Here is a 24,634-nt window from a genome sequence, read left to right as displayed (position 1 = left end):
GCGTCCCCCGCTCCTGTCCGTCAGCGGAGTGATGGCGCATGGGACTGCCGGATGCAACGTCCGGCGTCAAATCCCAAGCGCGTTTTCAATCACCTCGACGTGCCCGCGCGCATCGACAAGCGCGACGTCAAAGCGCATTTCCGTATCCTGCCCCAACGGCTCTCCGGCGACAAAGACCTGTGCCGCAGCGCGAAGCCGGGCGATCTGGCGCGGGCCGAGCATTTCAGCGGCTCGGGAAAGCGTTTCGGAGAACTTGACCTCGACGAATACGACCCGGGCACCCTCACGCAGGATCAGGTCGATTTCACCGGCCTTGCTGCGCCAGCGCCGCGCAGCGACAGACGCCCCGGCGGCGATGTAGCGCCGCGCCACCTGCTCTTCGGCGGATTGCCCCGCAAGAAAGGCGGCCTGCCCTCTTATCCGTCGCGCCCGAGTTTCAGCGCCGCCTGATACACCTCCCGCTTGGGAAGTTTCAGGGCCTCCGCCACCATCGCCGCGGCGTCCTTGACAGACAGGGTCTTCATCGCCTCGCACAGCATCGCCTCCATGTCCGCCGCATCAACGGCGCGTTCGGGCGCGCGATCCACCAGCACGACGACTTCGCCCTTGACCGTGCGCGCGGCGAACTCCTCGGCAAGGGCGGACAAGGTTCCGCGCCGCACCTCTTCGAACTTCTTTGTCAGTTCGCGGCAGACCACGGCCTGCCGGTCCCCACCGAAGCCTTGGGCCAGTTCGGTTAACAAATCCCCTACGCGCCTCGGAGATTCATAAAGGATCAGCGTAGCGGGTGTCGCCGCAAGGTCGGCAAGCCACCGGCGGCGCGCACCCTCGGCGGCAGGCGGGAAACCCGCAAACAGGAAACGGTCGCTTGGCAGCCCCGATACTGTCAGCGCGCAAAGCACCGCCGAAGCGCCGGGCGCCGCGGTCACCATGTGCCCCGCCGCGGCCGCTGCGCGGCCCAGCTGAAACCCCGGATCGGCGACAAGGGGCGTCCCGGCCTCGGAGGCATAGGCGACCGACTTGCCCTCGGACAGGGCGCGAAGCAGACGCGGACGCGCCTCGTCCCCGTTGTGGTCGTGGTAGGCGACCAGGGGGCGCCCGCCGACGGAAATGCCATGGATCTCGAGCAGATGGCGAAGTGTTCGCGTATCCTCGGCGGCGATCACGTCGGCGGAGGCCAGGATGTCGAGCGCGCGCAGGGTTATGTCGCGGGCCGCGCCGATCGGGGTCGAGACGAAATACAGCCCCGGCGCCAGTTTCTGAATTTCGCCGGTCATGGTTACAAGGCCCGTTGCAAAGTTTACTTCACCCCGCGAAACGCATAGGGTCGGCGCAACTTTCTGCTGCGCCAGGATGAGGTCTTTTCCATGTTCGCCGTTTTGAAATCCGCCCGCAAGCCTCTGACATGGCTGGCGCTGTCGCTTTTGTCGCTGACCGCCTGCGGCCCGGGTCCCATGGGCGGCGGTGGCTTGCAACCCGGAAAACCCGTGCCGGTGGCCCTTCTGGTGCCGGGCGGATCGGGCAACGCGTCGGACGAGGTCCTGGCGCAGAACCTGAGTCAGGCGGCGGAAATGGCGGCGGGCGACCTTCAGGGCGCCTCGGTCGATCTGCGGGTCTACAACACCGCCGCCAACCCGGCCGGGGCGGCAAACGCGGCGCAGAACGCCGTGGCGGACGGCGCCGCGATCATCCTGGGTCCGGTCTACGCCCAGTCGGCGAACGCGGCCGGCAGGGCTGTCGCTGGCTCTGGCGTCAACGTTCTGGCCTTTTCCAACGTGACCGACATCGCGGGTGGAAATGTCTTCGTTCTTGGCCAGACCTATCCCAACACCGCAGACCGGCTTGTCCGCCTTGCCGCCGCGCAAGGCCGCGACCGGATCTTTGTCCTGCACGAGCGAACCCCGGCTGGCGAAACGGGTCGGCGCGCCATCGAAACGGCGATCGCGCGGTCTCCGGCAAGCAGCGCGGGCACGATGAGCTACGAGTTCTCGCAACAGGGGATCATCAGCGCGGCGCCCGGCATCGTGGCGCGGATCAACGCCTCCGGCGCGAGCGCGGTATTTCTGACCGCGGACAGCGGCGGCGCCCTTCAACTGCTGGCGCAACTCCTGCCGGAAAACGGCCTGGACACGAACGCGGTCAAGCTGATCGGCCTGACGCGGTGGGACACCTCGCCTGCCAACCTGACCCTGTCCGGGCTGCAGGGCGGCTGGTTCGCGCTTCCCGATCCTGCGCCTTCGTCATCCTTCCAGTCGCGCTTCGCGGCCAGATACGGATCGGTGCCGCTGCCCATCGCCGGGCTTGCCTATGATGGAATCGCGGCGATCGGGGCGCTTGCCCGATCGGGCTCGGGGAATTCCCTGTCCGGGGCGGCGCTGACCCAGAGCGCGGGCTTCGCCGGTGTGAACGGGGTCTTCAGGCTCCTGCCGGATGGCACCAACGAACGAGCCCTGGCCGTGGCAGAGATCCGCAACGGCCAGATCGTCATCATCGACCCAGCTCCGAGAAGCTTCGGTGGCGCCGGTTTCTGAGGCGGCCGCCCCCGCACCAGGGCAAGAGGCCGGGCCAATTCTGGGCCATCTGACGCTTTGGGACACCGAAGCGCTGATCGCCGCGCTGGCCGCGGAAACGGCAGAGCTGACCGACATTCGCGCGAAGCGGGCAGCGATCGTCAAGGCGCTGGCCGCCGGCCGCCAGGACGGGCTACAGGCGATCGAGGCGACGCTGCGCGCCGCGCCGCGTGACGCGCGGACCATCACGCGGGCTTATGCCGCCCTGACCGATGCGGTGGTGGCCGCGGCTTTTGCCGCGGCCACGCGCCTTCTGCATCCGCTGTCCAGCCCGACAGAGGCCGAAAAAATCGCCGTGCTTGCCGTCGGCGGCTATGGCCGTGCCGAGATGGCCCCCTCTTCGGATGTCGACCTTCTGTTTCTGACACCCTGGAAGATGACGCCCTGGGCAGAGAGCGTGATCGAATCCATGCTCTACATCCTGTGGGACATGCGGCTGAAGGTCGGCCATGCCAGCCGCACCGTGAAGGACTGTCTTCGGCTGGGGCGCGAGGATTACACGATCCGCACCGCGCTTCTCGAGCGTCGCTTCCTGATCGGTCACCAACCCCTTTCCGAGGATCTGCGCAAGAAACTGCGGGGCGAGCTTTTCAAGAACACTGCGCCCGAGTTCATCGAGGCCAAGCTTCAGGAGCGCGCCGAACGGCACAAACGCCAAGGCGGCCAGCGCTACATGCTTGAACCCAACGTCAAGGAAGGCAAGGGCGGGCTGCGCGACCTTCAGACGCTTTACTGGATTGGCAAGTACATTCATGGCGTCCGCAGTTCGGCCGAACTGGTCGATGTCGGGCTGCTGCGCGCGGACGAGTTTCGCGCTTTCCAGGAGGCGGAGAACTTTCTTTGGGCGGTGCGCTGCCACCTGCACCTGATCACGGGGCGTGCGGCGGATCAGCTGACCTTTGACCTTCAGGTCGAGGTCGCATCCCGCATGGGCTACCGCGACACGGGCGGCCGGCGCGCGGTCGAACACTTCATGCAGGACTATTTCCGCCATGCGACCCATGTAGGCGAACTGACGCGCGTGTTCCTGACCGTGCTTGAAGCACGGCATGTCAAGCGCGAGGCGGCGATTGCCGGTTTCTTCCGGCGCCGCAAGAAGCTGCGTTGGGGGTTCCGGATCGAGAATGGGCGCCTTGCCATCGGCAACGAACGCGAATTCCTGTCGGACAAGCTGAACCTGCTTCGCATCTTCGAAGAGGCCTTGCGCACGGGCTACCTGATCCATCCCGACGCGATGCGTGTCGTGACCGCGAACCTGCACCTGATCGACGACGACATGCGCGAGGATCGGGAAGCCACGCGCATCTTCCTTGACCTGCTTCTGAAACACGGAAACCCTGAACGCGCGCTCAGGCGCATGAACGAACTTGGCATCCTCTCGGCCTTCATCCCCGAGTTCGAGCCGATCGTCGCGATGATGCAATTCAACGTCTACCATCACTACACGGTGGACGAACACACGATCCAGACGATTTCGACCCTGGCGCAGATCGAGCGGAAGGAACTGATCGAGGAACTGCCGTTGTCCTCGTCGATCCTGGAAGAGGGCGTGAACCGGCGCGTGCTCTACGTGGCGCTTCTGATGCACGATATCGGCAAGGGCCGACCCGAGGATCATTCCATCCTGGGTGCGCAGATCGCGCGGCGGGTGGCGCCGCGGCTTGGTCTGAACGCGGAAGAATGCGAAACCGTCGAATGGCTGGTGCGCTATCACCTGTTCATGTCCGACATGGCGCAGAAGCGTGACATCTCGGACCCACGGACGGTCAGGGATTTCGCCAAGGTGGTGAAGACCAAGAAACGGCTTGATCTTCTGACCGTGCTGACGGTCTGCGACATCCGCGGCGTGGGGCCGAACACCTGGAACAACTGGAAGGCGATGCTGCTGCGCAGGCTCCATGCCGAAACCTCGGACGCGCTTGAGGCGGGACTGGAATCGGTCAACCGCGAAAAACGGCAGGACGAACAGAAGCGCGCACTGCGCGAGGCGTTGAAAGGCTGGGACGCCAAGGACTTGCGCAAGGAAACCGGGCGGCATTACGGCCCCTACTGGCAGGGGCTTTCGACCGAAACCCAGGCCGTCTTCGCGCAGCTTCTGCGCGGGATCGCGGACGATGAGATCCGCATCGACATCAAGCCCGACCTGGACCGGGACGCGACACGGGCGTGCTTCGCGCTTGCCGACCATCCCGGCATCTTTTCACGCCTGGCAGGGGCGCTTGCCCTTGTCGGGGCGAACGTGGTGGACGCGCGCACCTACACGTCAAAGGATGGCTATGCAACCGCCGCCTTCTGGGTGCAGGACGCCGAGGGCCACCCCTACGAGGCAGAACACCTGCCCCGGCTGCGAACCACGATCGAAAGGACACTGAAAGGGGAGGTCGTCGCGCGCGAGGCTTTGAGGACCCGTGACAAGATCAAGAAGCGCGAACGCCAGTTCCGGTTCCCGACCCACATCACCTTCGACAACGAAGGCTCCGAGATCTACACGATCATCGAGGTCGATACGCGCGACCGTCCCGCGCTGCTTTACGACCTGACCCGGACGCTGGCGAACAACAACATCTACATCGCCTCGGCCGTGATCGCGACCTACGGGGCCCAGGTCGTCGATACGTTCTACGTCAAGGACATGTTCGGGCTGAAGCTGCACACCAAGGCCAAGCGCGAAAGCCTTGAACGCAAGTTGCAGCAGGCGATCCGCGAAGGCGCGGAAAGGGCGCAGGCCTGATGCAGCCGATCCGCCTTGTCAGGGGGTTTCTGACCGTTGGGGCCTGGACGCTGGTCAGCAGGGTCGTGGGATTCCTGCGCGACATGCTGATCGCGGCCTATCTTGGCACCGGTCCGGTGGCCGAGGCCTTTCTGGTCGCCTTTTCGCTGCCCAACATGTTCCGCCGCTTCTTCGCCGAGGGCGCCTTCAACACGGCCTTCGTGCCGATGTTCTCCAAGAAGCTGGAATCCGGCGAAGACGCCCGCGGCTTTGCCGAGGACGCATTCACCGGCCTGGCGATCGTGGTGACCGGCGTCTCGGTCGTGGCGATGGTCGCGATGCCTTGGCTGGTGCTTGCCATGGCGGGTGGATTCGCGGGGGACGAACGCCTTCCGCTGGCGGTCGAGTTCGGGCGCATCTGCTTTCCCTACATCCTTTTCATCTCGCTGACCGCGCTGCTTTCCGGGCTTCTGAACGCGGGCGGACGCTTCATCGCGGCGGCCGGTGCGCCGGTCTTGCTGAACTTGATCTTCATCGCGGCGATGGTGGTCGCGCGCGATCAGGGCTGGGACATGGGGCTCACCCTGTCGTGGGCGACCCCGATCACCGGGCTGGCGCAGTTGGCGCTGGTCTGGATCGCCGCGGCGCGAATGGGCTTTCCGCTTCGCTTCCGGCGTCCGCGCTTCACGCCCGAGTTGCGCAGGCTGCTGGCGATCGCGGCGCCATCGGTGCTGGCGGGCGGCGTGGTCCAGATAAACCTGCTGGTCGGGCGCCAGGTCGGCAGCTTTTTCGAAGGGGGCATCGCCTGGCTGAACTACGCCGACCGGCTTTACCAGCTTCCCCTTGGCGTCGTCGGCATCGCCATCGGGATCGTCCTGCTGCCTGACCTGTCGCGGAGGCTGAAGACCGGCGACATCGGCGGCAGCCGCCACGCCCTGTCACGGGCGCTGGAGTTCGCGCTGTTCCTCACAATCCCGGCGGCTGTGGCGCTGGTCGTGATCCCCGTCCCGCTCATCTCGGTCCTGTTCGAGCGAGGCGCATTCCAGGCATCCGACACCTTGCCCACCGCCCATGTGCTGGCGATCTACGGCCTGGGCCTACCGGCCTTCGTCCTGCAGAAGGTGCTGCAACCGCTGTATTTCGCGCGCGAAGACACGCGGACCCCGTTTCGTTTCGCGGTGCACTCGATGGTTGTGAACGCGGCTCTTGCCATCGGCCTGGCCCCGCTGATCGGTTTCAGCGCAGCCGCCTGGGGCACGACCTTGTCGGGCTGGGCAATGACGGCGCAGCTTTGGTGGGGTGTGCGCCACATGGGCGACGCGGCCAAGGCGGACGAACGCTTCCGCAGGCGCCTGCCGCGCACGATGCTGGCCGCCGCGCTTATGGGCCTTTGCCTTTGGGGCCTGTCCATCCTGATGTCGGACATGCTTCAGCGCGAACACGCCCGCATTCTTGGGCTGTTCCTTCTGGTACTTGGCGGGATGGCAAGCTTTGCGATCGCCGCCGTGCTGACGGGCGCATTCCGCCCGTCCGATCTGCGCGCGGGGCTGTCGCGTCAGCGCTGACGGATACGCTGCAGCAGATGCGCGGGACCGCCAGGCCCCACGACGAAGGACGCACCGAAACCGAAGCCGAACCCCGCAAGGTCCGCGATCCAGTCGGGTGTTCCGCCAAAGAGCAGCCCGAACAACAACTGGATACCCAGCAGGAACCCGATCAGCGTGAAGGCGCGGTAGCGGTTGGCGTTCTCAGCGCCGAGCCGTGCCCACAGCATGAAGGTGAAGGTGCCGATCAGCCCGTAGACGGCCGGGTATCCCCCGAAAAGCGGATAGCTGATCCCCGGCACCAGCGAATAGATGATCGCGCCGAAGATGCCCGCGCCGAAGAAGATCACCAGGACCGACCAGGCCTTGTAGACCTCTGCCACCATCTTGCCGAGCGCCAGTAGGAAAACCAAGACGAAGATCGCGTGCGTGAAACTTCCGTGGACGTAGATGTAGGTTACGAACCGCCAGAGCCCGTCGAGCGGATACTGTCCGGTGTCGATCATCGTCTCAAGCAACTGTGGCGGCAGCGCGAAGCGTTGCAGCGCGTCGTTGCGCCAAGCCTCGCCCATGCCGCCGCCGGCCAGCCCGGCCCTGCCAAGTCCGATCACCGCCTCCATCGCGACAAGCGGCAGCAGCAAGAGCCACACCACCCCCGGCAGAGGGTTCAGCGGTGCTTCGTCATAACCTGGCCGCATCGCGATCTCCTTCCGGCGTTGACGGGACTTCCCCCCTGCGATACGCGAGCGGGGCACAAATTTCCAGACGGACAAGTGGGACGGACCATGGCCGAGGCGACCTCCAAATTCACCCCGCGCATCTTTTCGGGCATCCAGCCGTCGGGCGGTCTGACGCTGGGCAACTACCTGGGCGCTCTCAAACGCTTCGTCGAGAAGCAGAACGAAGGCATCGAGACGATCTACTGCCTCGTCGATCTGCACGCGATCACCGTCTGGCAGGACCCGGAAAAGCTGCGCGCCCAGACGCGCGAGGCAGCGGCAGGCTTCATCGCGGCAGGCATCGATCCCCGGCGCTCCATCCTCTTCAACCAGAGCCAGGTGCCGGGCCATGCTCAGCTGGCATGGATCTTCAACTGCGTCGCGCGCATGGGCTGGATGGGCCGGATGACGCAGTGGAAGGACAAGACGGCGGGCAAGAACGCCGAGGCCGAAAGCCTGGGCCTGTTCGCTTACCCTTCGCTGATGGCGGCGGACATCCTTCTGTATCACGCGACGCACGTGCCCGTCGGCGAAGACCAGAAGCAGCATCTGGAACTCACACGCGACATCGCGGCCAAGTTCAACCACGATTACGGCGTTGACTTCTTCCCCATCACCGAACCGGTGATCGAAGGCGCGGCGACGCGCGTCATGTCCCTGCGCGACGGGTCGAAGAAGATGTCGAAATCCGACCCTTCCGACGCGAGCCGGATCAATCTGACCGACGAGGCGGATGCGATCTCGCAGAAGTTCCGCAAGGCCAAGACGGATCCCGAGCCGCTGCCCGAAACGCTGGAGGGACTGAAGGACCGGCCAGAGGCCAAGAACCTGGTCAACATCTACGCAGCCCTTGCGGACATGACGACCGAGGCGGTCATCGCGGAGTTCGGCGGCAAGGGATTTGGCACGTTCAAGCCGGCGCTGGTCGATCTTGCCGTTGCCAAGCTCGCCCCCATCTCGGGAGAGATGAAGCGTCTGATGGCGGACCCCGCCGAGATCGATCGCACTCTGGGTGACGGGGCGGACCGGGCCAACGCGATCGCCTCGCCCATCCTGAGGCAGACCTACGACATCGTGGGAATGATCCGGTCGCGGGCCTGAGCCGGGCCTGTCATTCTCCGCACAGCGCCCATGCGATTGCGCGCCTTCCCGTGCGCGCCGGTCGTGCCATACTGCGTTCGCGACAGAGAGGGTACGTCATGGGTTACACGGCACCGGCGGGCACGCGCATCGGCCACGTTCACCTGAAGGTGGCCGACCTGGAACGCGCGATCGGTTTTTACTCCGGATTGCTCGGTCTTGAGGTCACGCAACGCTATGGCAAGGGCGCTGCCTTCCTGTCGGCCGGGGGATACCATCACCACATCGGGCTGAACACCTGGGAAAGCCGGGGCGGCACGCCGCCTGCACCGGGTCACACCGGCCTTTACCACACCGCGATCCTCTACCCCTCGCGCCGCGATCTGGCGCGGGTTCTCAAGAGCCTGGTCGAGGCGGGCTATCCGCTTGACGGCGCATCCGACCATGGCGTGAGCGAAGCGATCTATCTGCGGGACCCCGACGGGAACGGGGTGGAGCTTTACCGAGATCGGGATCAGGCCGACTGGCCGCGTGACGGCAATGGCGAGCTTGCAATGGTCACCGGGCCACTGGATCTGAAAGCCCTGCTGGCAGAGGCGACCTGAAGACCTGCCGGGTCAGCCCGCCAACGCGGACTGACGTGCCAGCGCCGGTTCGATATCGTCGAACACCTCGGCCCGACCGCGATGCAGCAGGATCGCGCCGTGGCAATACTGGCGCAGGATCGCCGGTGCATGGGACACCATGATCAGGCCAGAGCGGGCCAACCGTTCCCGGAACATCGCCTCCGCCCGCGCACGAAACCGCTGGTCCCCGACCGCGATGATCTCGTCCACCAGGTACCAGTCAAAATCGAGCGCCATCGAAAGCCCGAAGGCTAGGCGCGCGCGCATTCCCGCGGAGTAAGCACGAACGGGCAGGCGCATGTCAGAGCCCAGCTCGGAAAACTCGGTGACGAAATCGACCATCGAATCGGTATCCGCCCCGTGAATCCGCGCGACGAAGCGGGCGTTCTGAAGCCCCGTCAGATCGCTTGCGAAGCCACCCGAAAAACCCAGCGGCCACGAGATGCGCCCTCCTGTGCGGACCTGTCCCCGATCGGGCCTGATTGTGCCGGCAAGGATTGCAAGCAGCGTCGACTTTCCGGCGCCGTTTGCGCCAAGCAGCGCGATCCTCGCGCCCGCAGGCAGGGCAACCGTCAAACCCGAAAACAGGGACTTCCAGCCGACTGGCGTCGGAAATCCCTTTGAAAGGTCCGATATTTCTATGCCGACATCCGGCTGGGCGACCGCGAGACAGCTCAACGTGCGTCACGAATGTTGTAGCAAAGAACCGCCCCGATCGCCCAGGCAAGCGTAAGCGCAAGGACCACCAGACCGGACAGAAGGGTGCGGCGGGGATAGATCGCGCTTTCGGGAAGCGTGGGTAAGACATGCGCCGCCAGATAGCGCGCCTTGCGCCGCGCCTCGGCCAGGGCGGCGGCATGGCCGGCCAGAGCCTGAGTATAGGCGCCAGCCGCGAATTCCAGATCGGTTCGCAATTCCTCGTATCGGCCCAGAAGCGCCGCCATCGCGCGCGTGTCTCCTTCGAGCCCCAGCTTTTCCCGCTCGGCTTCGATGCGGTTGCTGACCGCATCGGCCCGCCGATTGGCCTGCGCGACGCGCTGGTCGTCGGCCTTGGCGTACGTCAGAAGCATGTCCCTCTCGACAAGCGTCTGCACAAGCTCGGATTGCAGAGCGTTGAGCAGGCCCATCTGACCTTCAATGTCCGCCTCTGGGTCGACGATGCGGTTGCTGTCGCGAAACTCGGCCAGAAGACGCCGCTTGTCGCGCAGCCGGGTCTCTGCTTCCGCCAGGTCCGCTGTGGCGTATCTGATGGCGTCCTCGCGGGCCTGTTCGGACAACCGGTTCACCAGGGCATCGCTTTCCCGGTAGATCGCCGCCGTCAGCGCCTGGGCATCCTCTGGCCTGAAGGCGCGCACTTCGACGTCAAGAACCCCTGTGGCGGCATCGCGGCGCACCCGCACCATCCGCTGCCAGTAATCGACCTTGTCTTCGCGGCTCGCATCGGGCGCCAGCGTGAACACGGGATCGCCCTCGAACGGGTGGAAGATCCGGGTCAGATCCAGGTCTTGGTCGATCGCCGCGACCATCGCTTCGCTGATGATGTAGTCGAACAGGATGTCCGAGTCCGGGGCCTGGGCCTGCGCCGCCCCGCCGACGGCGGCCAGAAGGCCAAGCTCGATCGGAACCGGCCCCGACTCGGACCGGACCGAGAACGCGACACGGGAATGATACTGATCCTGCGCCCATCCAAACAGATAGGTCGCCGCGGCAACTGCGGGAAGCAACACCACCAAGGCGAAACTGAGCCGGAGCCAACCACGGCGGCGACGCGCCGCGCCGCGCAAGGTCGCCCGCGCCAGGGGCTCGGGCGGGCGCTGCGAACTATCGGGAGCCGCCGGGAATACCGGCACCGCGCGAAGGGATGACGCAAGGGCGGCCTGGGACATCAGAGGCACTCCGTTTTTTTAACCATCGATGGGCAGGATCGCGCCTGTCGCACAGACACGAAAGGAACGTAGGATGCGTGCAGCCACCCCCCGGCACCGCGAAACGGCAAGGATCATCGCGGCATTGGTCGTGCGCGAAACCTGCGCGCGCTTCGGACGATCATGGGGCGGGTATGCCTGGGCCCTGGCAGAGCCGGTCGGGGGGATCGTGATCCTGTCGCTTGCCTTCGCGCTCATCGCGCCGAAACCTCCGCTTGGGTCAAGCTTCACGCTTTTCTATGCCACCGGGATTATCCCGTTCCTGATGTACAATTCGCTAACGTCCGCCTTGATGGCGGCGCTTCAATCGAACCGCGGCCTGCTGACCTATCCAGCGGTCCGGCCCACCGACGTGCTTCTTGCCCGCGCCGCGCTTGAGACGCTGACCCACGTGGCGGTCACAGCCACGGTTCTGATCCCCATCGTTATGGCGCAGCCGCAGCTGCCGGAGATCGCGCCGGACAGAATCGCCCTGTCGCTTGCGCTGGCCGCTGCGCTTGGGACGGGGATGGGGACGCTGAACGCGGCGCTCGCGGCGATCTTCCCGACCTGGCGACAAATATGGTCGGTCCTCAACAGACCGGTCTTTCTGGTCTCGGGCATCCTGTTCACCGCACGGCGCATCCCTGAAGGGCTGTCGGAATGGCTCTGGCTCAATCCCGTCGCCCATGTGGTCGAGATGATGCGCGATGGCTTTTTCGGCCCCGACCCCGGCGCATTTGCCTCGGCGGCCTATGTGATGGGGGTGGCGGCCACGCTGTTTCTGGCCGGGATGATCCTGATCCGGGGGCAAACCGGGAAATTGCTTCAGATCTGAGATGAAGGGGATCGGTTAACCATTGGCCGCCAATGCTGCCAGCATCGCACAATCCGGGGACCCCGATGCACAAATCCAGTCACGTCGCCATCCTGCTGGCCAGCTACAACGGCGCACGCTATCTGCGTGAGCAGCTCGATTCCATCGCGGCGCAGGATCACGATGACTGGTCGCTGCATGTCTCGGACGACGGATCGAGCGATGGGACCCTTGGCATCGTCGCGGAATTCGCCCGCTCGCACCCCGGACGCCGCATCGTCTGGCGCAAGGGGCCCGCGCGCGGCAGCACGGTCAACTTCCTTTCTCTGCTGTGCGACGCAAGGATCAGCGCGGATTACTTTGCCTTCGCGGATCAGGACGACGTCTGGCTTCCGGGCAAGCTCAGCCGTGCGCTCGCGGCACTTGCGCCAAGCGAGGACAGGGCCGCCTTGTATGGAAGCCGGACGTGGATCGCGGACAAGACGCTGACAATCCGCGGCATTTCTCCCTTGCCGCGCCACCGTCCGAGCTTTCGCAATGCACTGGTTCAAAGCATCGCGGGTGGCAATACGATGGTCCTGAACGGGCTGGCGCGGATGCTTGCGCTTGACGCGGGACCCGCGGAGGGCGCCACATGCCATGACTGGTGGCTTTATCAGCTGATCTCCGGCGCGGGCGGGCAGATCGTTTTCGACCCCGTAGCCACGGTGCTGTATCGTCAGCACGATGCCAACCAGATCGGCGCCAACCTGTCGCTTGCGGCCCGCTTCCGTCGCCTTTCCCAACTGTTGGGCGGGCGGTTCGCAGCCTGGAACTGTGCGAATTCGGCAGAGCTGATGCGGACCGCCCCGCTGCTGACGCAGGAAAATCGTGACTGCCTGGATGCGTTCCAGCGCCTTCGCCGCGACCGCGGACTGACGGCGCTGCGGCGCCTGAAGGCGGCAGGATTCTTCCGGCAAAGCCGCGCGGGTGACCTGTCACTGGCCCTCGCGGCCGCAATCGGGCGCATGTGATCTCAGCCGATCACCATGTCGTGGATCAGATCCATGGGATCTGCGACATTCCGGATGATCAGCACATCGCCTCCGCCGAAATCGAAGGTCGCGCCGGCGGAGGTCATATGACCGTATGTCGAGATCAGATCCAAGGCATCCATCCCCACAGCAAGCGCGGGATCGAAGCGAAGGACATCCTGCCCGACCTGGAAATCCTTGACCCGGTCGATTCCGTTGCCCGGCTCGAACACGAAGGTGTCCGCACCCGCCCCGCCTTCCAGCGTGTCGTCCCCCGACATCCCGAACAAGGTGTCGTTGCCATCCAGCCCGACAAGGAAATCGTTGCCGCCCCGCCCGTAGATCAGGTCGTCGCCGCGCGCACCAAGGATCATGTTGTCGCCCCCGTCCCCGCGAAGAGTGTCGTTGCCCTGTGACCCTTGCAGGTTCTCAATCCCGGAATACGTGTCGCCCGCAGCGATCCCCGTATTGTTCGCCGGTGTCATCAGGTCCGCGACGAGACCCACGGCCGAGTCCCCGTAGTGGACGCGGTCCGTGCCCGCACCTCCCACGAACCGATCGGCACCCGGGCCGCCAAGCAGGATGTCGTTTCCATCCCCCCCGTCCACGAGGTCATTGCCCGCGCGGCCCAGAAGCCAGTCGTTGCCGCCGCGCCCATAGATCACGTCGTTGCCGGTTCCGCCATCAAGGGTGTTGTTCCCCTGATCGCCGTAGACCTGATCGTCATGGGCCGACGCACGCACGGCTTCGACCGAGACGAAAATGTCGCCAGCGGCAATCCCGGTGTTCGTTCCGGGGTAGAGAAGGTCGACTCGAAGTCCCGAAGTCGCGTCGGAATAGACGACCCGGTCAAGTCCCTCGCCCCCGTCCAGAAGATCGGCACCCTCGCCTCCGACCAGGTTGTCGGTGCCGCTGCCGCCTCGCAGCGTGTCGTCTCCGCCCCGACCGGTCAACCAGTCGTTCGCCGCGCCGCCCTCAAGCAGATTGGCGCCGCCATCCCCGCGCAGATCGTCGGCCAGGGCCGTGCCCCGAACATTCTCGATCGAGATGTATGTGTCCCCCTGCGCCTCGCCCCGATTGTTGGCGGGCGTGACCATGTCGACCGTGACGGGCCCCGTCGCGGCCGAGTAGTCCGCCCAGTCGGACCCTGCCCCGCCATCCAGACGGTCGGCGCCCGCGCCGCCTGCAAGGCTGTCTTCGCCATCACCCCCGCTGATCGTATCATCGCCGGCGCCACCAGAAATGAGATCGGCAAAGATGGATCCGGCGATCGCATCCGCGCCGGGTCCACCCGCCAGCACGCGGCCGCGATGAATGAGTTCGACCGCCGGGCGCGGCAGGTTGAGGATATTTGCGTTGTTGAACTGTCCCGGCAGAAGCGCGCTGCCGTCATGCGTCAGAATTTCCAGCACTTCAGAGCCATAGCGCAGGACGGCACCCGTCGCCGTCGCCTCGATCATCAGTTGGCCGACACTTTGCAACATCAGCCAGTCCGACAGGTCCAGGCGGTCCGCCGTGATGTCGAAATCCTCGATCCGATCAGAAACGCCGTCCGCATAGAGGACAAACACATCCGCTCCTGCCCCTCCTCGCAGAATGTCCGCCCCCGCTCCATCGATCAGGATGTCGTTGCCCGCGCCACCCACAAGGGTATCGTCGCCCGCCGCACCGAACAGAACGTCATTCGATGCCGATCCGGACAGGGCCTCAGCCCCCGGCCCGCCGACAAGGTCAAGACCCCGATCGCCAAGCTGAATACGGAACTGGCTGATCCCATCCTCGGAAGCGGATGCCACGAACAGCTGAACTTCCGACCCGACAAGAGCAAGCTGAAGGGCAGCGACATCGGCAAGCGACGTTCCCGCTGTGTCCGCGATCGTCGTTTCCAGAAAAAGCCGGCCGTCCGGAAGAAGCCGAAAGATCGAAACGCCATCATCGGCGCCCCCTACGGCGATGTAGGTTCTGTCATCGACAGTCAGCACCGACAGGGTGCCCGCGGACTGGAACCTGGTGGATAGCGTATCGATCACGAAGTCCGTCGGCGTCAGGCCGGTCGCATCCAGCCGCAGAACTGAAAGCGAAGAACTGCCGGTGTCGGCAACGATCAGATAGCCTTGGCCGCCCTGCTGGACGACCTCAAGCGCCGCGGGCGCGTTCAGGCCAAATCCCTCGGCAGCGCCAAGGGAACCGGCATGTGTCAGCGTGCCGCCAGATCCCAGCCTCAGCGCGGTCACACCGTGATCGATTGCCGAGGCTGCAAAGACCCAGGGTTGGCCTCCGATCGTGGCGGAGGCAAGGACGTTCGGCGCCGTCAGATAGGTGGATGCCGTGTCTGCGAACCCACTCCCCTGCGTGAGCACGCTTGAGCCGGGCGCGATGGACCAGACCGCCAGTCCTGCCGCCGCGGGCTCGGCTCCAAAAATCCATGCGGTCCCGCCAAGGTCCAGAACGGCAAGATCGCTGGCCTTGAAATCGCCGCCCGGCCCGTCGGAAAACGTGTTTGTCTCGCCCAACGCGCCATTCGCGGCCAGGCTGAAACCCGTCAGTTCCGCTGGAAAGCGCCCGCCCGGCAAGAGCCACGTCCTGCCGTCGTGATCAAGGATATCAAGCCGCGGCGGCCCGAATACGTCGGCACCCGGACCGTAGCTGATCTGGCCGATCAGCGTCGGGCTTGCCCCGGCGACCAAGCTGAAGCCGAACACCCCATTTGACGCGGTCGCGGCGTACAAGACGCCCCCCGCCGCCGTATTCTGCACGACAAAGTCGGTCACCCGAACCCCGGTCGGCACGACTGCGCCGCCGAGCGTGGCCAAGTGCTGGACCCCGATCATCGCTATTCACCCGAATTCACCCGCGATGATTAGGTGGGGCTGACCCTTGCGAAGTGGTAAATTCTCGAGCGAATGGATGCGGTGGGTTAGCAAAGCGCTAACAGGGGCAGGAGCGTTCAGGCAGGCTGGACACCGTGGCGCGGCAGGATCGCCGTATCCCAACGCGGTTGCCGGGAGAGCGTCAGGCTAGGTCAAGGGCTGTCCCGATCCTCGATCAGCCGGGTAGCGTGGTCACAAAGGGCGACATCCTGATCATTCGCCATGACGAAGCGCGCGACCAAGGATTCCGGCAGTTCCTCGAACAGCGCGGCGACACGTTGCGCGACCGATCCCGTGCTGGCATCGGTCACGTTGAGACGCTGCGTCACGGGCGAATCCAAGCTGATCCCCTCGGCGTCCAGTCGCCGCGAGAACCGCAGCAGATCTGCCTCGTAATGGTCCGTTCGCCCCAGCAGCGCCACGTTCCTGAGGTTCGCGCGCGCCTGCTCAAGGTCGTATTCCATTCGCGACGGTCCTCGCCGCATGAGCAGGCGCCCCGTACCGTCCTCCCCCAGGATGCGGGTCTGAGCGTTCGACACATGCGTGATCTCCTGCGGATCGGACAGGGCGTGATCCAGCCACTCCGCGAACGCCATGCGCCTGGCAAGCTCCGAGGTGCGTGTGCCATCGGCATGGGCGCGCTTGAAGCGCCAGATGGACGCCACACGCAAGAAGGGATTGCGAACGAAGGTTGCCGCCAGAACACGGTAGTCCAGCGATGCCGGCACCGGCAGGCGGATCTGATGGGAGGAAAAGGCCTGCCTGTCCGGATTGCGGCAGATGATCCGGTCCAGCTGGGCCCTGTCGATGGAAAAGTAGGGGAAAGGCCCATCGAAGCTGAGGTGGCCCGCCCCGAAATTGCGGGCAAGCGCATCGTCGAAGCTCGTGCCCGAGTTCTTGTAGATGTGGTAGTGGCAGATGACCGTGCGCATCAGGCGGCCTCCCACGCCGGGGCGGGGCGTGCGTCGCGGTATCGGTGCGGCGTCCAAGGGCCCCAGCGGCCCTCATAGGTCTGACGGTTCGCCTCGAAGCGCTCCTTTCGTTCGGTGGGCTCCACCTTCGAGAAGCTGGCCGAAAGATGATGATGAACGAAGGCATCCTCGGCCAAGGCGCATTCGAAGCCCTGGGCGCGGATCACCGCGCAGTGATCGTCATCCTCGAACATGCCGCGCCCGTAGACCGGATCAAGAAGCCCGAAGCGCGCGAGATCGTCGCGGCGGAACATCGCGCAGAAGTAGGCGACGACAGGCAGAGGCGTCCAGCGCCCGCGAAAGCCCTGTGTCAGCCTGCGGGCAGCGACGCGCATCGCGTCCATGTCCGCATAGTCGACGGGCACCCGCGCCTCATTCCCGATATTGTTGGTCAGCGGGCCGACCACGCCGATTTCGGGCGTGCGTTCCAGGTGTCGGACCATGGCCCAGATCGCCCCCGGAGCGACGAAGGTATCGTTGTTCAAGAGCAGCACGAATTCGCCGCGAGCGGCGGCGATGCCCACGTTGTTGCCGGCGGCAAAGCCGAGGTTCGCGCCGTTCTCGATCAAACGCGCCTCGGGAAAGCGCGACAGATAGTCGGCAAGCCGCGCGCATTCCTCGGCGGGTGAGCCGTTGTCGACCACGATCACCTCCAGCGCGGGATAGACCTTTCCCTCGCCCAGCAACGCATGGACAGCCGTCATTGTTACTGCCGCGTCCCCCCACGCCAGGATCACCACGGACACAAGCGGCGCACGCTCCATTTCCGCCAGCATCGCCGTCGCCCGGTTGGACCAAGTGTTGGACAGCGCATAGTTCCTGAGCCGTTCCCGCTCCAGATCGCCCGACTGCCCCGCAGCGTCGCGGATCGCTTGCGCGAACGCTTCGGGCGCCAGAGCGGTTCGCACCAGTTGGCCCGCCCGCCCCAGTTCTGGCATCGGGGTCGCCACGGTCGGCCGCATGGCTGCTGAATACTCGTAGAACTTGACCGGATCGCAGGCGGCAATGATCGGCAAGAGCCGGAAGGGAATGATCATCACATCCATCGCCGCAAGAAATGCAGGCACCTCGGAATAGGCGATTTCTCCGTAGAGGCTAACGTTGGGCAGGTCGGCCAGCCTCATCGGCCCGGGAGCCGTGACGGCGCCGCAAAGGTGGATGTCCATATCCGGCGCAAGGCGCGCGACTTCTGCGACAAGATCATCGTCGAACCAATCGGCGATCGCGCCGACATAGCCCACCTGCAAGCGATCGGGACGAAGGTTCGCGGCTATCCTTTCGGGAAGGGGGACGTTGGGCGTTCCGGTGAAATGGCCGATGTCGGCCCCGTTTCTGACCAGGGCTGCTCCGCGCAGGGCGCCGCGACGCTGCATCAGGTATTCCGAACTGACGACCATTCGATCGCACTGCGCCACCATCTCCTCTTCGGCGGCAAGGGTGTGGGCCTCGGTGTTGGAGAAGCCCGCGATTTCGTCCATGCAGTCGAAGGTGATCCGGTTTTCGGCCGGAAGGTGCCGTGCGAAGGCCCACCAATAGGGGTGCTCGACCACGATATGGCGCCAGGGCGATGCCCCCACCCGGTTGCACAGCGCATGGAAATTTTCGAGCCAGGCTTCAATCTGTTTGCCCGAAGGCTGCCCCGAGTAGGGCCGGACAAAGCCGACACCGCGATCGGACAGGCGCGCCGACCACACGCCCTGTGCGACGGCCCGAAGACTGCCCGGCCCTGGTTCGCATTCCATCTCGAGGTAGAAGACGCGATGGCCACGCCGCGCGAATTCCGTTGAGAGGTGCTGGGGGCGTTGGGTGCGGAAATCCCAGTTGATGATGGAAAAGACGAAGATATCCGGCTTGTCGTCCGCAGGCGTCCAAGGCGGAACCTCGGTTTCGGTCGGCTTGCGCGACACTTGTGCCGGAATCGCAAGCGCGCGGGGGATGCCCTCGGGATGCGGCAGGACGCGCTTGATGCGCTCAATCTCCGCCGCGGGCAGAAGGCTGCGCAGCACCGAGCCACCGCCTCGGTAAAGTCGTCTGTAGATCGGCTGGAACACGGTCAGCATCTCCTTCTGGCAAGATCGTGCAAGATCGGCACAGCGCTGGCGCAGCGCGTCGCGCTCCTGGCGCAGCGACGCGCCTTCGACCAGCGCGGTCGTCAAACGATGGTCAAGATCCGCGACGATGCCGCGCGCCGTTTCGGCGCCTGCGGCATGTGTCGCGAGTTGGCTCATAGCGGTCCGAAGTTGTCTTTGTATCGACTGCCGTTGCACCGTGGCACTGTGGCGCTGCGCCGCCATCCGCTCTTCGCGATGACAGGCGGCCCGACGGAGTGTTGCAATCCGGCGCGCAAGCGACGCCCTGTCCCGTTCGTATCCCCGCGCGGTCTCGACCGCCGATCGTTCCGCGACCTGGAGCATCCGCTCCAGCGCCGCGATGCGCGCCTGGGCGAACGGGAGAAGCGCGCCCTGACGCTCCAGTTCGGACGCAACCTCGGGCCTTCCGCCACCCGAAAGCACGGCCATTTCGCGCAGGCGGTAGCGGTCGAGTGGCGCGAGAATCTGCTGGGCGCGCTCAAGCTGCTCCCGCGCCCGGGACGAAACCATGGCCGGGTCATCGCCCCTGCGCAGAGCCTCGAACATCCGCGTCGCGGCGGACATCCAGCCCCGCTCCATACTGGAAGCCTTGCAATGCAGGTCCTGGCTGCAAAATATCCGGCGGCTCTGCGCGGCCCAGCGGCCTTGATCTTCGGGAGACAGCGCCAAGAGCGAACCGACAGAAGCGAAGCCCGAGGCCGGGTCGGTGACCCAATCGGGAAATGTCAGGATCGCGCGTGGCAGGCCTTCGCTGGCGTCAATGGCGCTCGCGACATGGTCGATCCAGGAAAGGGCTGAAACCTCTGGCGGGCAGGCGTTGCGCATGGCCAGAGACTGCGCGACCGCGACCGGATGGCGCAGCGAGATCAGAATGCGCAACTCGACGCGAAGCGACTCGAGCACAGGCCGCCAAAGTCCGAATGTCAGACTTAGGCGCGGATCCTTCAGGACCGCGCGCGAAGACGCTGCGAAGCTTCTGCCCAGCGCAATCCGCATCTGTTCGGGCAGGTCGGGAATGGCAGCGCGAACGGTCGCGGGCAGGAATGGCGCAACCTGATCCCAGCGTCCGCCAATCGATGCGAGAATCCGGTCATTCAGCGCCACGACGGCCCTCGGTTCGAAGTGGCCATGACGGTTGTCGTTGGCGCCCGGCTGCGCGTCGCAGGGCGGATCATATCCAAGCGTCGAAAGGCTTCTCGCGAGAAAGGAAGTGCCGCTGCGATGCATTCCCAGAACGACCACAGCCTCCTTCATGGTGTGGCCTCATGCAGCATTTCGCCAGGCTGTGTTTGACCGGACAGCCACCCGGCGATGAAGGCACGCGCCGCGGTGTCATCGCCTGCGACGGCCCGCCGCAGTGATCGCATCGTCGCCGCAACCTCGATCTGGCTTTGCACGGGGGTCGAGGCCAGCAACACGCCAGGAACAGACGTCGGGGCCAACGCACCCGATGACGACAGGTCTTCGTGCTGCTTCTCTCCCGGTCGCAATCCGGTTGTCCGGATGGATATTGCCGCGCCCCTTGGCGCGGCCGCCGCGATCAGTCGGCGCGCCAGATCTCCGATGGCAATCGGCTCGCCCATGTCCAGCACGAAGACCTCGCCCCCGCAGGCGATTGCGGCGGCGGAAAGAACCAGGCCCACGGCTTCGCGTACAGTCATGAAATACCGCGTCGCCGATGGATCCGTCACCGTGACCGGCCCGCCGTCCGCGATCTGCTCAAGGAACAACGGAACGACGGAGCCGGACGATCCAAAGACATTGCCGAAACGGACGGCCGAAAAGATCGTGGGACCCGGGCGGGACGCCAGGTCAAGAACCACCTGTTCTGCCAGCAACTTGGATATGCCAAGCACCCCCCGTGGCCTAACCGCCTTGTCGGTGGAGATCAGAACGAAACGCTCGACACCCGCCTGTTGCGCCGCGCGCGCCATGACCAAGGTTCCAAGCGTGTTCGTGGCAAGACCTGCGCGCGGGTTCGCTTCGACCATCGGCACGTGCTTGTAGGCGGCGGCATGCAGAACGATGCCGACTTCCTGATCCAGCAGCGAGCGCAGCGCCGTCGCCTCCTCTGTCACCGAGCCAAGGATCGGCACGATCTGAACCGCCGAGGCGCCCGGCATCCCGCGCAGCTTGCGGTCGATTTCGAACAGGGCCGGCTCGCTCAGATCCAGAAGCACGAGCCTTGCGGGTCCATGGCTTATCAGTTGGCGGCAGATTTCGCTGCCGATCGAACCGCCCGCCCCGGTAACCAGAATGCTGCGCCCCCTGAACATCTCGGCCCAAGGCCCGGCCGACGCATGAGGCGGCCGGCGAATGATCGCCTCGGCATCGACATCCGGCGCTGCGCGGCGCGCCGGCGCGGAAAGTTGCAAGAGGATGCAGAAAATCGCGTAAACCAGTGCCGCGGTTGTTGTGTCATGCTCGGCCGCCGGCGTCACCGTGCTTGCAAGCGGTCCCGACGCCCATAGCAGCACCGCTCCTCCGATCCGGCGCCGGCACGAGGCGCAGGCAGCTTCACGCCGCGCCAGGAAAATGCCGCACAGAATTATGAATGCGGACCCGACAAGCGATCCCACCAGGACCTGCGAGGCGCCCCCAGGGTCCGGGGCAAGGCAGATGCCGATCGAAGACACAAGCCCGGCGGCTTCCACAAGACGGACCCTGCCAAGGCTATTGCTGACGTTCTGCCGGTCGGCCCGCTGCATTCTGCACCCTCTTGCCGCTTCACGGCTTTCTTGGCGCATTGTGCTTACCGACCGGTTAAACGCTCCGATCACGGTTCAGAAAAACCGCTGCGAGCGTGCCTGCGATGATCGCGAGATCAAGTCCAAGGCTGCGCTTGCGCGCGTAAAACGCGTCAAGCCGCGCCTTCCGCGGCAGGCAAAGGCGCCGATAGACGGCGTCGCTTTCCCCGGCGGAGCGGCAGGCAGCCATGACCCGCGTTTCCTTCCGATGAAATCGCAGAGTGGCCAAGCCGGTCACGCCCGGGCGGCACCGAAGGGCCTTTTCGTAGAGGTCCGGGTGCAGCTCAACGTACCGACGCAGCGGAGGGCGCGGGCCGACAAAGCTCATCTTCCCGCTGAAAACATGGAGGATCTGCGGCAATTCATCCAAGCGATAGCGCCGCAAGGCCCGACCGAGACACGTGACCCTTGCCTGCGTGTGGCCCCCGGTCGCCACTTCGCCCTCGGCCGTGCCCCGCATCGTGCGGAACTTGACCAGGCGGAATGCGCGGCGCGTGTCGCGCATCCTTTCACCAAGGTAAAACACGGGCCTGCCATCAACGATCAGCACCAGCACCGCGACCACCGCGATGGCCGGCAACAGGAGTGGCAAGAGAACAAGAGCAAGGACCAGATCGAACAGACGCTTGCCGGGTGTCATGGATTGCCTCCCTGCCGATGCGGCCGAAGTTCACCATGCTCTGCCTTACCGGGCCCTTAATGGCGCCTGTCACGATCCAGTTGCCAGAGCTTCGGCAAGACGCCATGATCCCCGCGCAAGAAGGAGACATCATGCGCAAGTTCCTCGTCGTTCTGGACGACAGCCGCGAGTGCCTGAACGCGATGCGCTTTGCCGCACTCCGTGCAGCCCATACAGGTGGCGGCGTGACCATCCTATCGGTCATCCCGCCAGACGAGTTTCAGCACTGGATCGGCGTGTCCGACATCATGCGGGCCGAGGCGCGTGAACGCATCGAGGCGCATTTCGAAGTCTTCGCGAAGTGGATGCGCGACCGGCAGGGAGTCAATCCTGAGTTGGTCATCCGAGAGGGTGAGCCGGTGAACGAAATCTTGGACCTTATCCGGGAGGATCCCGAGATCGGCGTTCTGGTTCTTGGCGCGGGGACCGAAAAATCCGGCCCCGGCCCCCTTGTGACACAGATGTCGCGGTCCTCTGGCAATCTGCCGGTCCCGATCACGATCGTTCCGGGCGAGATTTCCAAGGACCGGCTCGAGGCCATCACCTGAGGCGTTCGGGCATTTGCGCAAGCGGGGCGGTCTGACGCATGTCAGCGGCTCACCTTGACTCGGCCCGGTGCGAGGCGCATATCCGACTGGAACAGTCGGAGACTAGAAATGTTCATCCAGACCGAATCCACGCCGAATCCCGCCACGCTGAAGTTCCTGCCGGGTCAGGCCGTTCTTGACACCGGAACGGCGGACTTCCCCTCGTCTGACACGGCGGCAAAATCACCGCTGGCATCCCGCATCTTCGCGGTCGAAGGTGTGACGGGCGTGTTCCTTGGCATGGATTTCATCACCGTCACCAAGGCGGATGGGGTGCTGTGGGATCACATCAAGCCCGCGATCCTTGGTGCGATTATGGAGCACTACCAGTCCGGCCAACCCGCGATCGAGGGCGAGCGCCGCGAAAGCGCGCACGCGGCGCATGAAGGACCGGACGAGGATATCGTGAAGCAGATCAAGGAACTGCTGGATACCCGCGTGCGTCCCGCGGTCGCACAGGATGGCGGAGACATCACGTTCCACGGCTTTGACCGCGGTATCGTCTATCTTCACATGCAGGGCGCCTGCGCCGGTTGCCCCTCTTCGACGCTGACCTTGAAGATGGGGATCGAGAACCTGCTGCGCCACTATATTCCCGAAGTGCTTGAGGTTCGGCCTGTTGCGGCCTGATCCCCTGATCCTGGCGTTCGACACATCGGCCGCGCATTGCGCGGCCGCATTGCTTGCTGGCGACCATCTGCTGGCCGAAGTCGTCGAACCCATGGACAAGGGGCAGGCAGAGCGTCTGCTGCCGATGCTGACGGAACTTCTTGCGTCCGCCGATGTCGAATGGTCGGACCTGTCAGCGATCGGCGTCGGCATAGGCCCCGGCAATTTCACGGGCGTCCGCATCGCCGTTGCCGCGGCACGCGGTCTGGCCCTCGCGCTTGACGTGCCTGCGATCGGCGTGTCCGCGCTTGAAGCGATGGCGTTCGGAACCGAGGGCGTTTGCCTCGCCAGCCTGGACGCCCGCCAGGGTCGTCTCTACGTGCAGGTCTTCGGCGACATGGAAGCCGGAGGCCCGATCGCCTGCGACATGGACACCCTGCCGCAGATCCCGAGGAAGGCGGCGCCATCGTGCATGGGTCACCGGTCGGACGAAATCGCGGCGCTGTGCAAGGGCGTCGTGGCTGCACCGCGCCATTCCCTGCCGGTTGCAATCGCGCATCTCGCAACGGCCCACCGCCTGTCGGCCTCGACACGCCCCGCGCCACTTTACCTGCGCCCGGCCGACGCGGCCCCGTCGCGCGACGCACCACCACGCATCCTGCCATGACCCCAGCGGACCTTGCCCGCCTGCATGCCGCGGCCTTCTCGAAGCCGAGACCCTGGAGCGAGGCCGAATTCGCCGAGCAGATCGCCCGCGCCGACACGTTTCTGATCAGCGAGGATACGGGCTTCGTGCTGGGACGCGTGGTGTTGGATGAGGCCGAGCTTCTGACGATCGCGGTCAGGACAGACGCGCGGCGCAACGGCGCAGGCGGCCGACTTGTAGCGGCCTTCCTGGCCGAAGCGGCCCGGCGCGGAGCGGCCACAGCGTTTCTTGAGGTCGCGGCGGACAACGAGGCCGCAATCGCGCTTTACCGGTCCACGGGCTTTGGCGAATCCGGCATTCGCAAGGGCTACTACTCCTGCTCCGCCGGTGGCCGGACCGACGCCCTCGTCATGTTTCGCGCGATCGGCTGATATGGCCATATGCCGTTGACC

The 24,634-nt window shown here is 65.2% G+C and carries 21 protein-coding genes; 11 read left to right on the top strand and 10 right to left on the bottom strand.

Features of this window, described 5'->3' with window-relative positions:
* Positions 1-66 precede the first annotated feature (66 nt).
* On the bottom strand, positions 67-420 hold the full coding sequence (locus tag OEW28_RS16175) for a YraN family protein (protein WP_263736031.1): 354 nt from the start codon (positions 418-420) through the stop codon (positions 67-69).
* Positions 417-1,277: a 16S rRNA (cytidine(1402)-2'-O)-methyltransferase gene (rsmI, locus tag OEW28_RS16170; RefSeq protein WP_263735841.1), complete on the bottom strand. Its 861-nt coding sequence runs from the start codon at positions 1,275-1,277 to the stop codon at positions 417-419. Before rsmI ends, OEW28_RS16175 begins: the two co-directional genes overlap by 4 nt.
* 90 nt (positions 1,278-1,367) lie before the next feature.
* Here rsmI and OEW28_RS16165 point away from each other — a divergent pair, with 90 nt between their 5' ends.
* The 3 genes from OEW28_RS16165 to murJ are packed head-to-tail and all read left to right on the top strand — an operon-like array spanning position 1,368 to position 6,845.
* Entirely contained in the window at positions 1,368-2,531 is a 1,164-nt protein-coding gene (locus tag OEW28_RS16165) for a penicillin-binding protein activator (protein WP_263735840.1), read from the top strand.
* On the top strand, positions 2,515-5,301 hold the full coding sequence (locus OEW28_RS16160; protein ID WP_412174811.1) for a [protein-PII] uridylyltransferase: 2,787 nt from the start codon (positions 2,515-2,517) through the stop codon (positions 5,299-5,301). Before OEW28_RS16165 ends, OEW28_RS16160 begins: the two co-directional genes overlap by 17 nt.
* The gene (gene murJ / locus OEW28_RS16155; protein ID WP_263735839.1) at positions 5,301-6,845 is read left to right on the top strand and encodes a murein biosynthesis integral membrane protein MurJ; all 1,545 of its coding nucleotides are present in this window, start codon (positions 5,301-5,303) and stop codon (positions 6,843-6,845) included. The genes OEW28_RS16160 and murJ overlap by 1 nt, the downstream gene beginning before the upstream one ends.
* Here murJ and OEW28_RS16150 read toward each other — a convergent pair.
* Positions 6,836-7,522 carry a rhomboid family intramembrane serine protease gene (locus OEW28_RS16150; protein WP_263735838.1) on the bottom strand — a complete coding sequence of 229 codons (687 nt, stop codon included), beginning with the start codon at positions 7,520-7,522 and terminating at the stop codon, positions 6,836-6,838. The genes murJ and OEW28_RS16150 overlap by 10 nt on opposite strands.
* Before the next feature lie 87 nt (positions 7,523-7,609).
* Between OEW28_RS16150 and trpS the strand changes: the two genes are divergently transcribed.
* Positions 7,610-8,644, top strand: a complete 1,035-nt coding sequence (gene trpS, locus OEW28_RS16145; RefSeq protein ID WP_263735837.1) for a tryptophan--tRNA ligase — start codon at positions 7,610-7,612, stop codon at positions 8,642-8,644.
* 98 nt (positions 8,645-8,742) lie between these two features.
* Positions 8,743-9,228, top strand: coding sequence for a VOC family protein (locus OEW28_RS16140; protein WP_263735836.1), 486 nt, complete (start codon positions 8,743-8,745; stop codon positions 9,226-9,228).
* A 12-nt stretch (positions 9,229-9,240) separates the two neighbouring features.
* Here OEW28_RS16140 and OEW28_RS16135 read toward each other — a convergent pair whose 3' ends face one another.
* Together OEW28_RS16135 and OEW28_RS16130 are read right to left on the bottom strand one after the other, a co-directional pair.
* The gene (locus tag OEW28_RS16135) at positions 9,241-9,927 is read right to left on the bottom strand and encodes an ABC transporter ATP-binding protein (RefSeq protein WP_263735835.1); all 687 of its coding nucleotides are present in this window, start codon (positions 9,925-9,927) and stop codon (positions 9,241-9,243) included.
* A complete protein-coding gene (locus tag OEW28_RS16130; RefSeq protein WP_263735834.1) occupies positions 9,924-11,135 on the bottom strand; it encodes a sugar transporter in 1,212 nt (403 codons plus the stop codon). The genes OEW28_RS16135 and OEW28_RS16130 overlap by 4 nt, the downstream gene beginning before the upstream one ends.
* Before the next feature lie 73 nt (positions 11,136-11,208).
* Between OEW28_RS16130 and OEW28_RS16125 the strand changes: the two genes are divergently transcribed.
* A complete protein-coding gene (locus OEW28_RS16125) occupies positions 11,209-11,991 on the top strand; it encodes an ABC transporter permease (protein WP_263735833.1) in 783 nt (260 codons plus the stop codon).
* A 65-nt stretch (positions 11,992-12,056) separates the two neighbouring features.
* Positions 12,057-12,983, top strand: a complete 927-nt coding sequence (locus OEW28_RS16120; RefSeq protein ID WP_263735832.1) for a glycosyltransferase family 2 protein — start codon at positions 12,057-12,059, stop codon at positions 12,981-12,983.
* Positions 12,984-12,985: 2 nt separating this feature from the next.
* Here the strand turns inward: OEW28_RS16120 and OEW28_RS16115 are convergent, their stop codons facing one another.
* The 5 genes from OEW28_RS16115 to OEW28_RS16095 form a co-directional block, all read right to left on the bottom strand.
* Entirely contained in the window at positions 12,986-15,814 is a 2,829-nt protein-coding gene (locus OEW28_RS16115; RefSeq protein WP_263735831.1) for a calcium-binding protein, read from the bottom strand.
* Positions 15,815-16,005: 191 nt separating this feature from the next.
* Complete coding sequence (locus tag OEW28_RS16110) at positions 16,006-16,785, bottom strand: sulfotransferase family 2 domain-containing protein (protein ID WP_263735830.1); 780 nt, start codon at positions 16,783-16,785, stop codon at positions 16,006-16,008.
* Positions 16,785-20,168, bottom strand: a complete 3,384-nt coding sequence (locus OEW28_RS16105) for a glycosyltransferase (RefSeq protein WP_263735829.1) — start codon at positions 20,166-20,168, stop codon at positions 16,785-16,787. Before OEW28_RS16105 ends, OEW28_RS16110 begins: the two co-directional genes overlap by 1 nt.
* Complete coding sequence (locus tag OEW28_RS16100; RefSeq protein ID WP_263735828.1) at positions 20,165-21,622, bottom strand: polysaccharide biosynthesis protein; 1,458 nt, start codon at positions 21,620-21,622, stop codon at positions 20,165-20,167. The genes OEW28_RS16105 and OEW28_RS16100 overlap by 4 nt, the downstream gene beginning before the upstream one ends.
* Before the next feature lie 55 nt (positions 21,623-21,677).
* Positions 21,678-22,301: a sugar transferase gene (locus OEW28_RS16095; protein WP_263735827.1), complete on the bottom strand. Its 624-nt coding sequence runs from the start codon at positions 22,299-22,301 to the stop codon at positions 21,678-21,680.
* Between the two features lie 131 nt (positions 22,302-22,432).
* Here OEW28_RS16095 and OEW28_RS16090 point away from each other — a divergent pair, with 131 nt between their 5' ends.
* The 4 genes from OEW28_RS16090 (at position 22,433) to rimI (ending at position 24,613) form a co-directional block, all read left to right on the top strand.
* A complete protein-coding gene (locus tag OEW28_RS16090) occupies positions 22,433-22,888 on the top strand; it encodes a universal stress protein (protein WP_263735826.1) in 456 nt (151 codons plus the stop codon).
* A gap of 108 nt (positions 22,889-22,996) precedes the next feature.
* A complete protein-coding gene (locus tag OEW28_RS16085; protein ID WP_263735825.1) occupies positions 22,997-23,557 on the top strand; it encodes a NifU family protein in 561 nt (186 codons plus the stop codon).
* Positions 23,547-24,203 (top strand): tRNA (adenosine(37)-N6)-threonylcarbamoyltransferase complex dimerization subunit type 1 TsaB, encoded by a 657-nt coding sequence (gene tsaB, locus OEW28_RS16080; RefSeq protein WP_263735824.1) that lies wholly within the window; start codon positions 23,547-23,549, stop codon positions 24,201-24,203. Before OEW28_RS16085 ends, tsaB begins: the two co-directional genes overlap by 11 nt.
* Positions 24,200-24,613 carry a ribosomal protein S18-alanine N-acetyltransferase gene (rimI, locus tag OEW28_RS16075; RefSeq protein ID WP_263735823.1) on the top strand — a complete coding sequence of 138 codons (414 nt, stop codon included), beginning with the start codon at positions 24,200-24,202 and terminating at the stop codon, positions 24,611-24,613. The genes tsaB and rimI overlap by 4 nt, the downstream gene beginning before the upstream one ends.
* Positions 24,614-24,634 lie beyond the last annotated feature (21 nt).

The organism is Albidovulum marisflavi (genome assembly GCF_025751435.1).
GTDB classification, from domain to species: domain Bacteria; phylum Pseudomonadota; class Alphaproteobacteria; order Rhodobacterales; family Rhodobacteraceae; genus Albidovulum; species Albidovulum marisflavi.
Note: the sequence above shows the minus strand (reverse complement) of the source record. Positions and strands in the feature narration are given on the sequence as shown.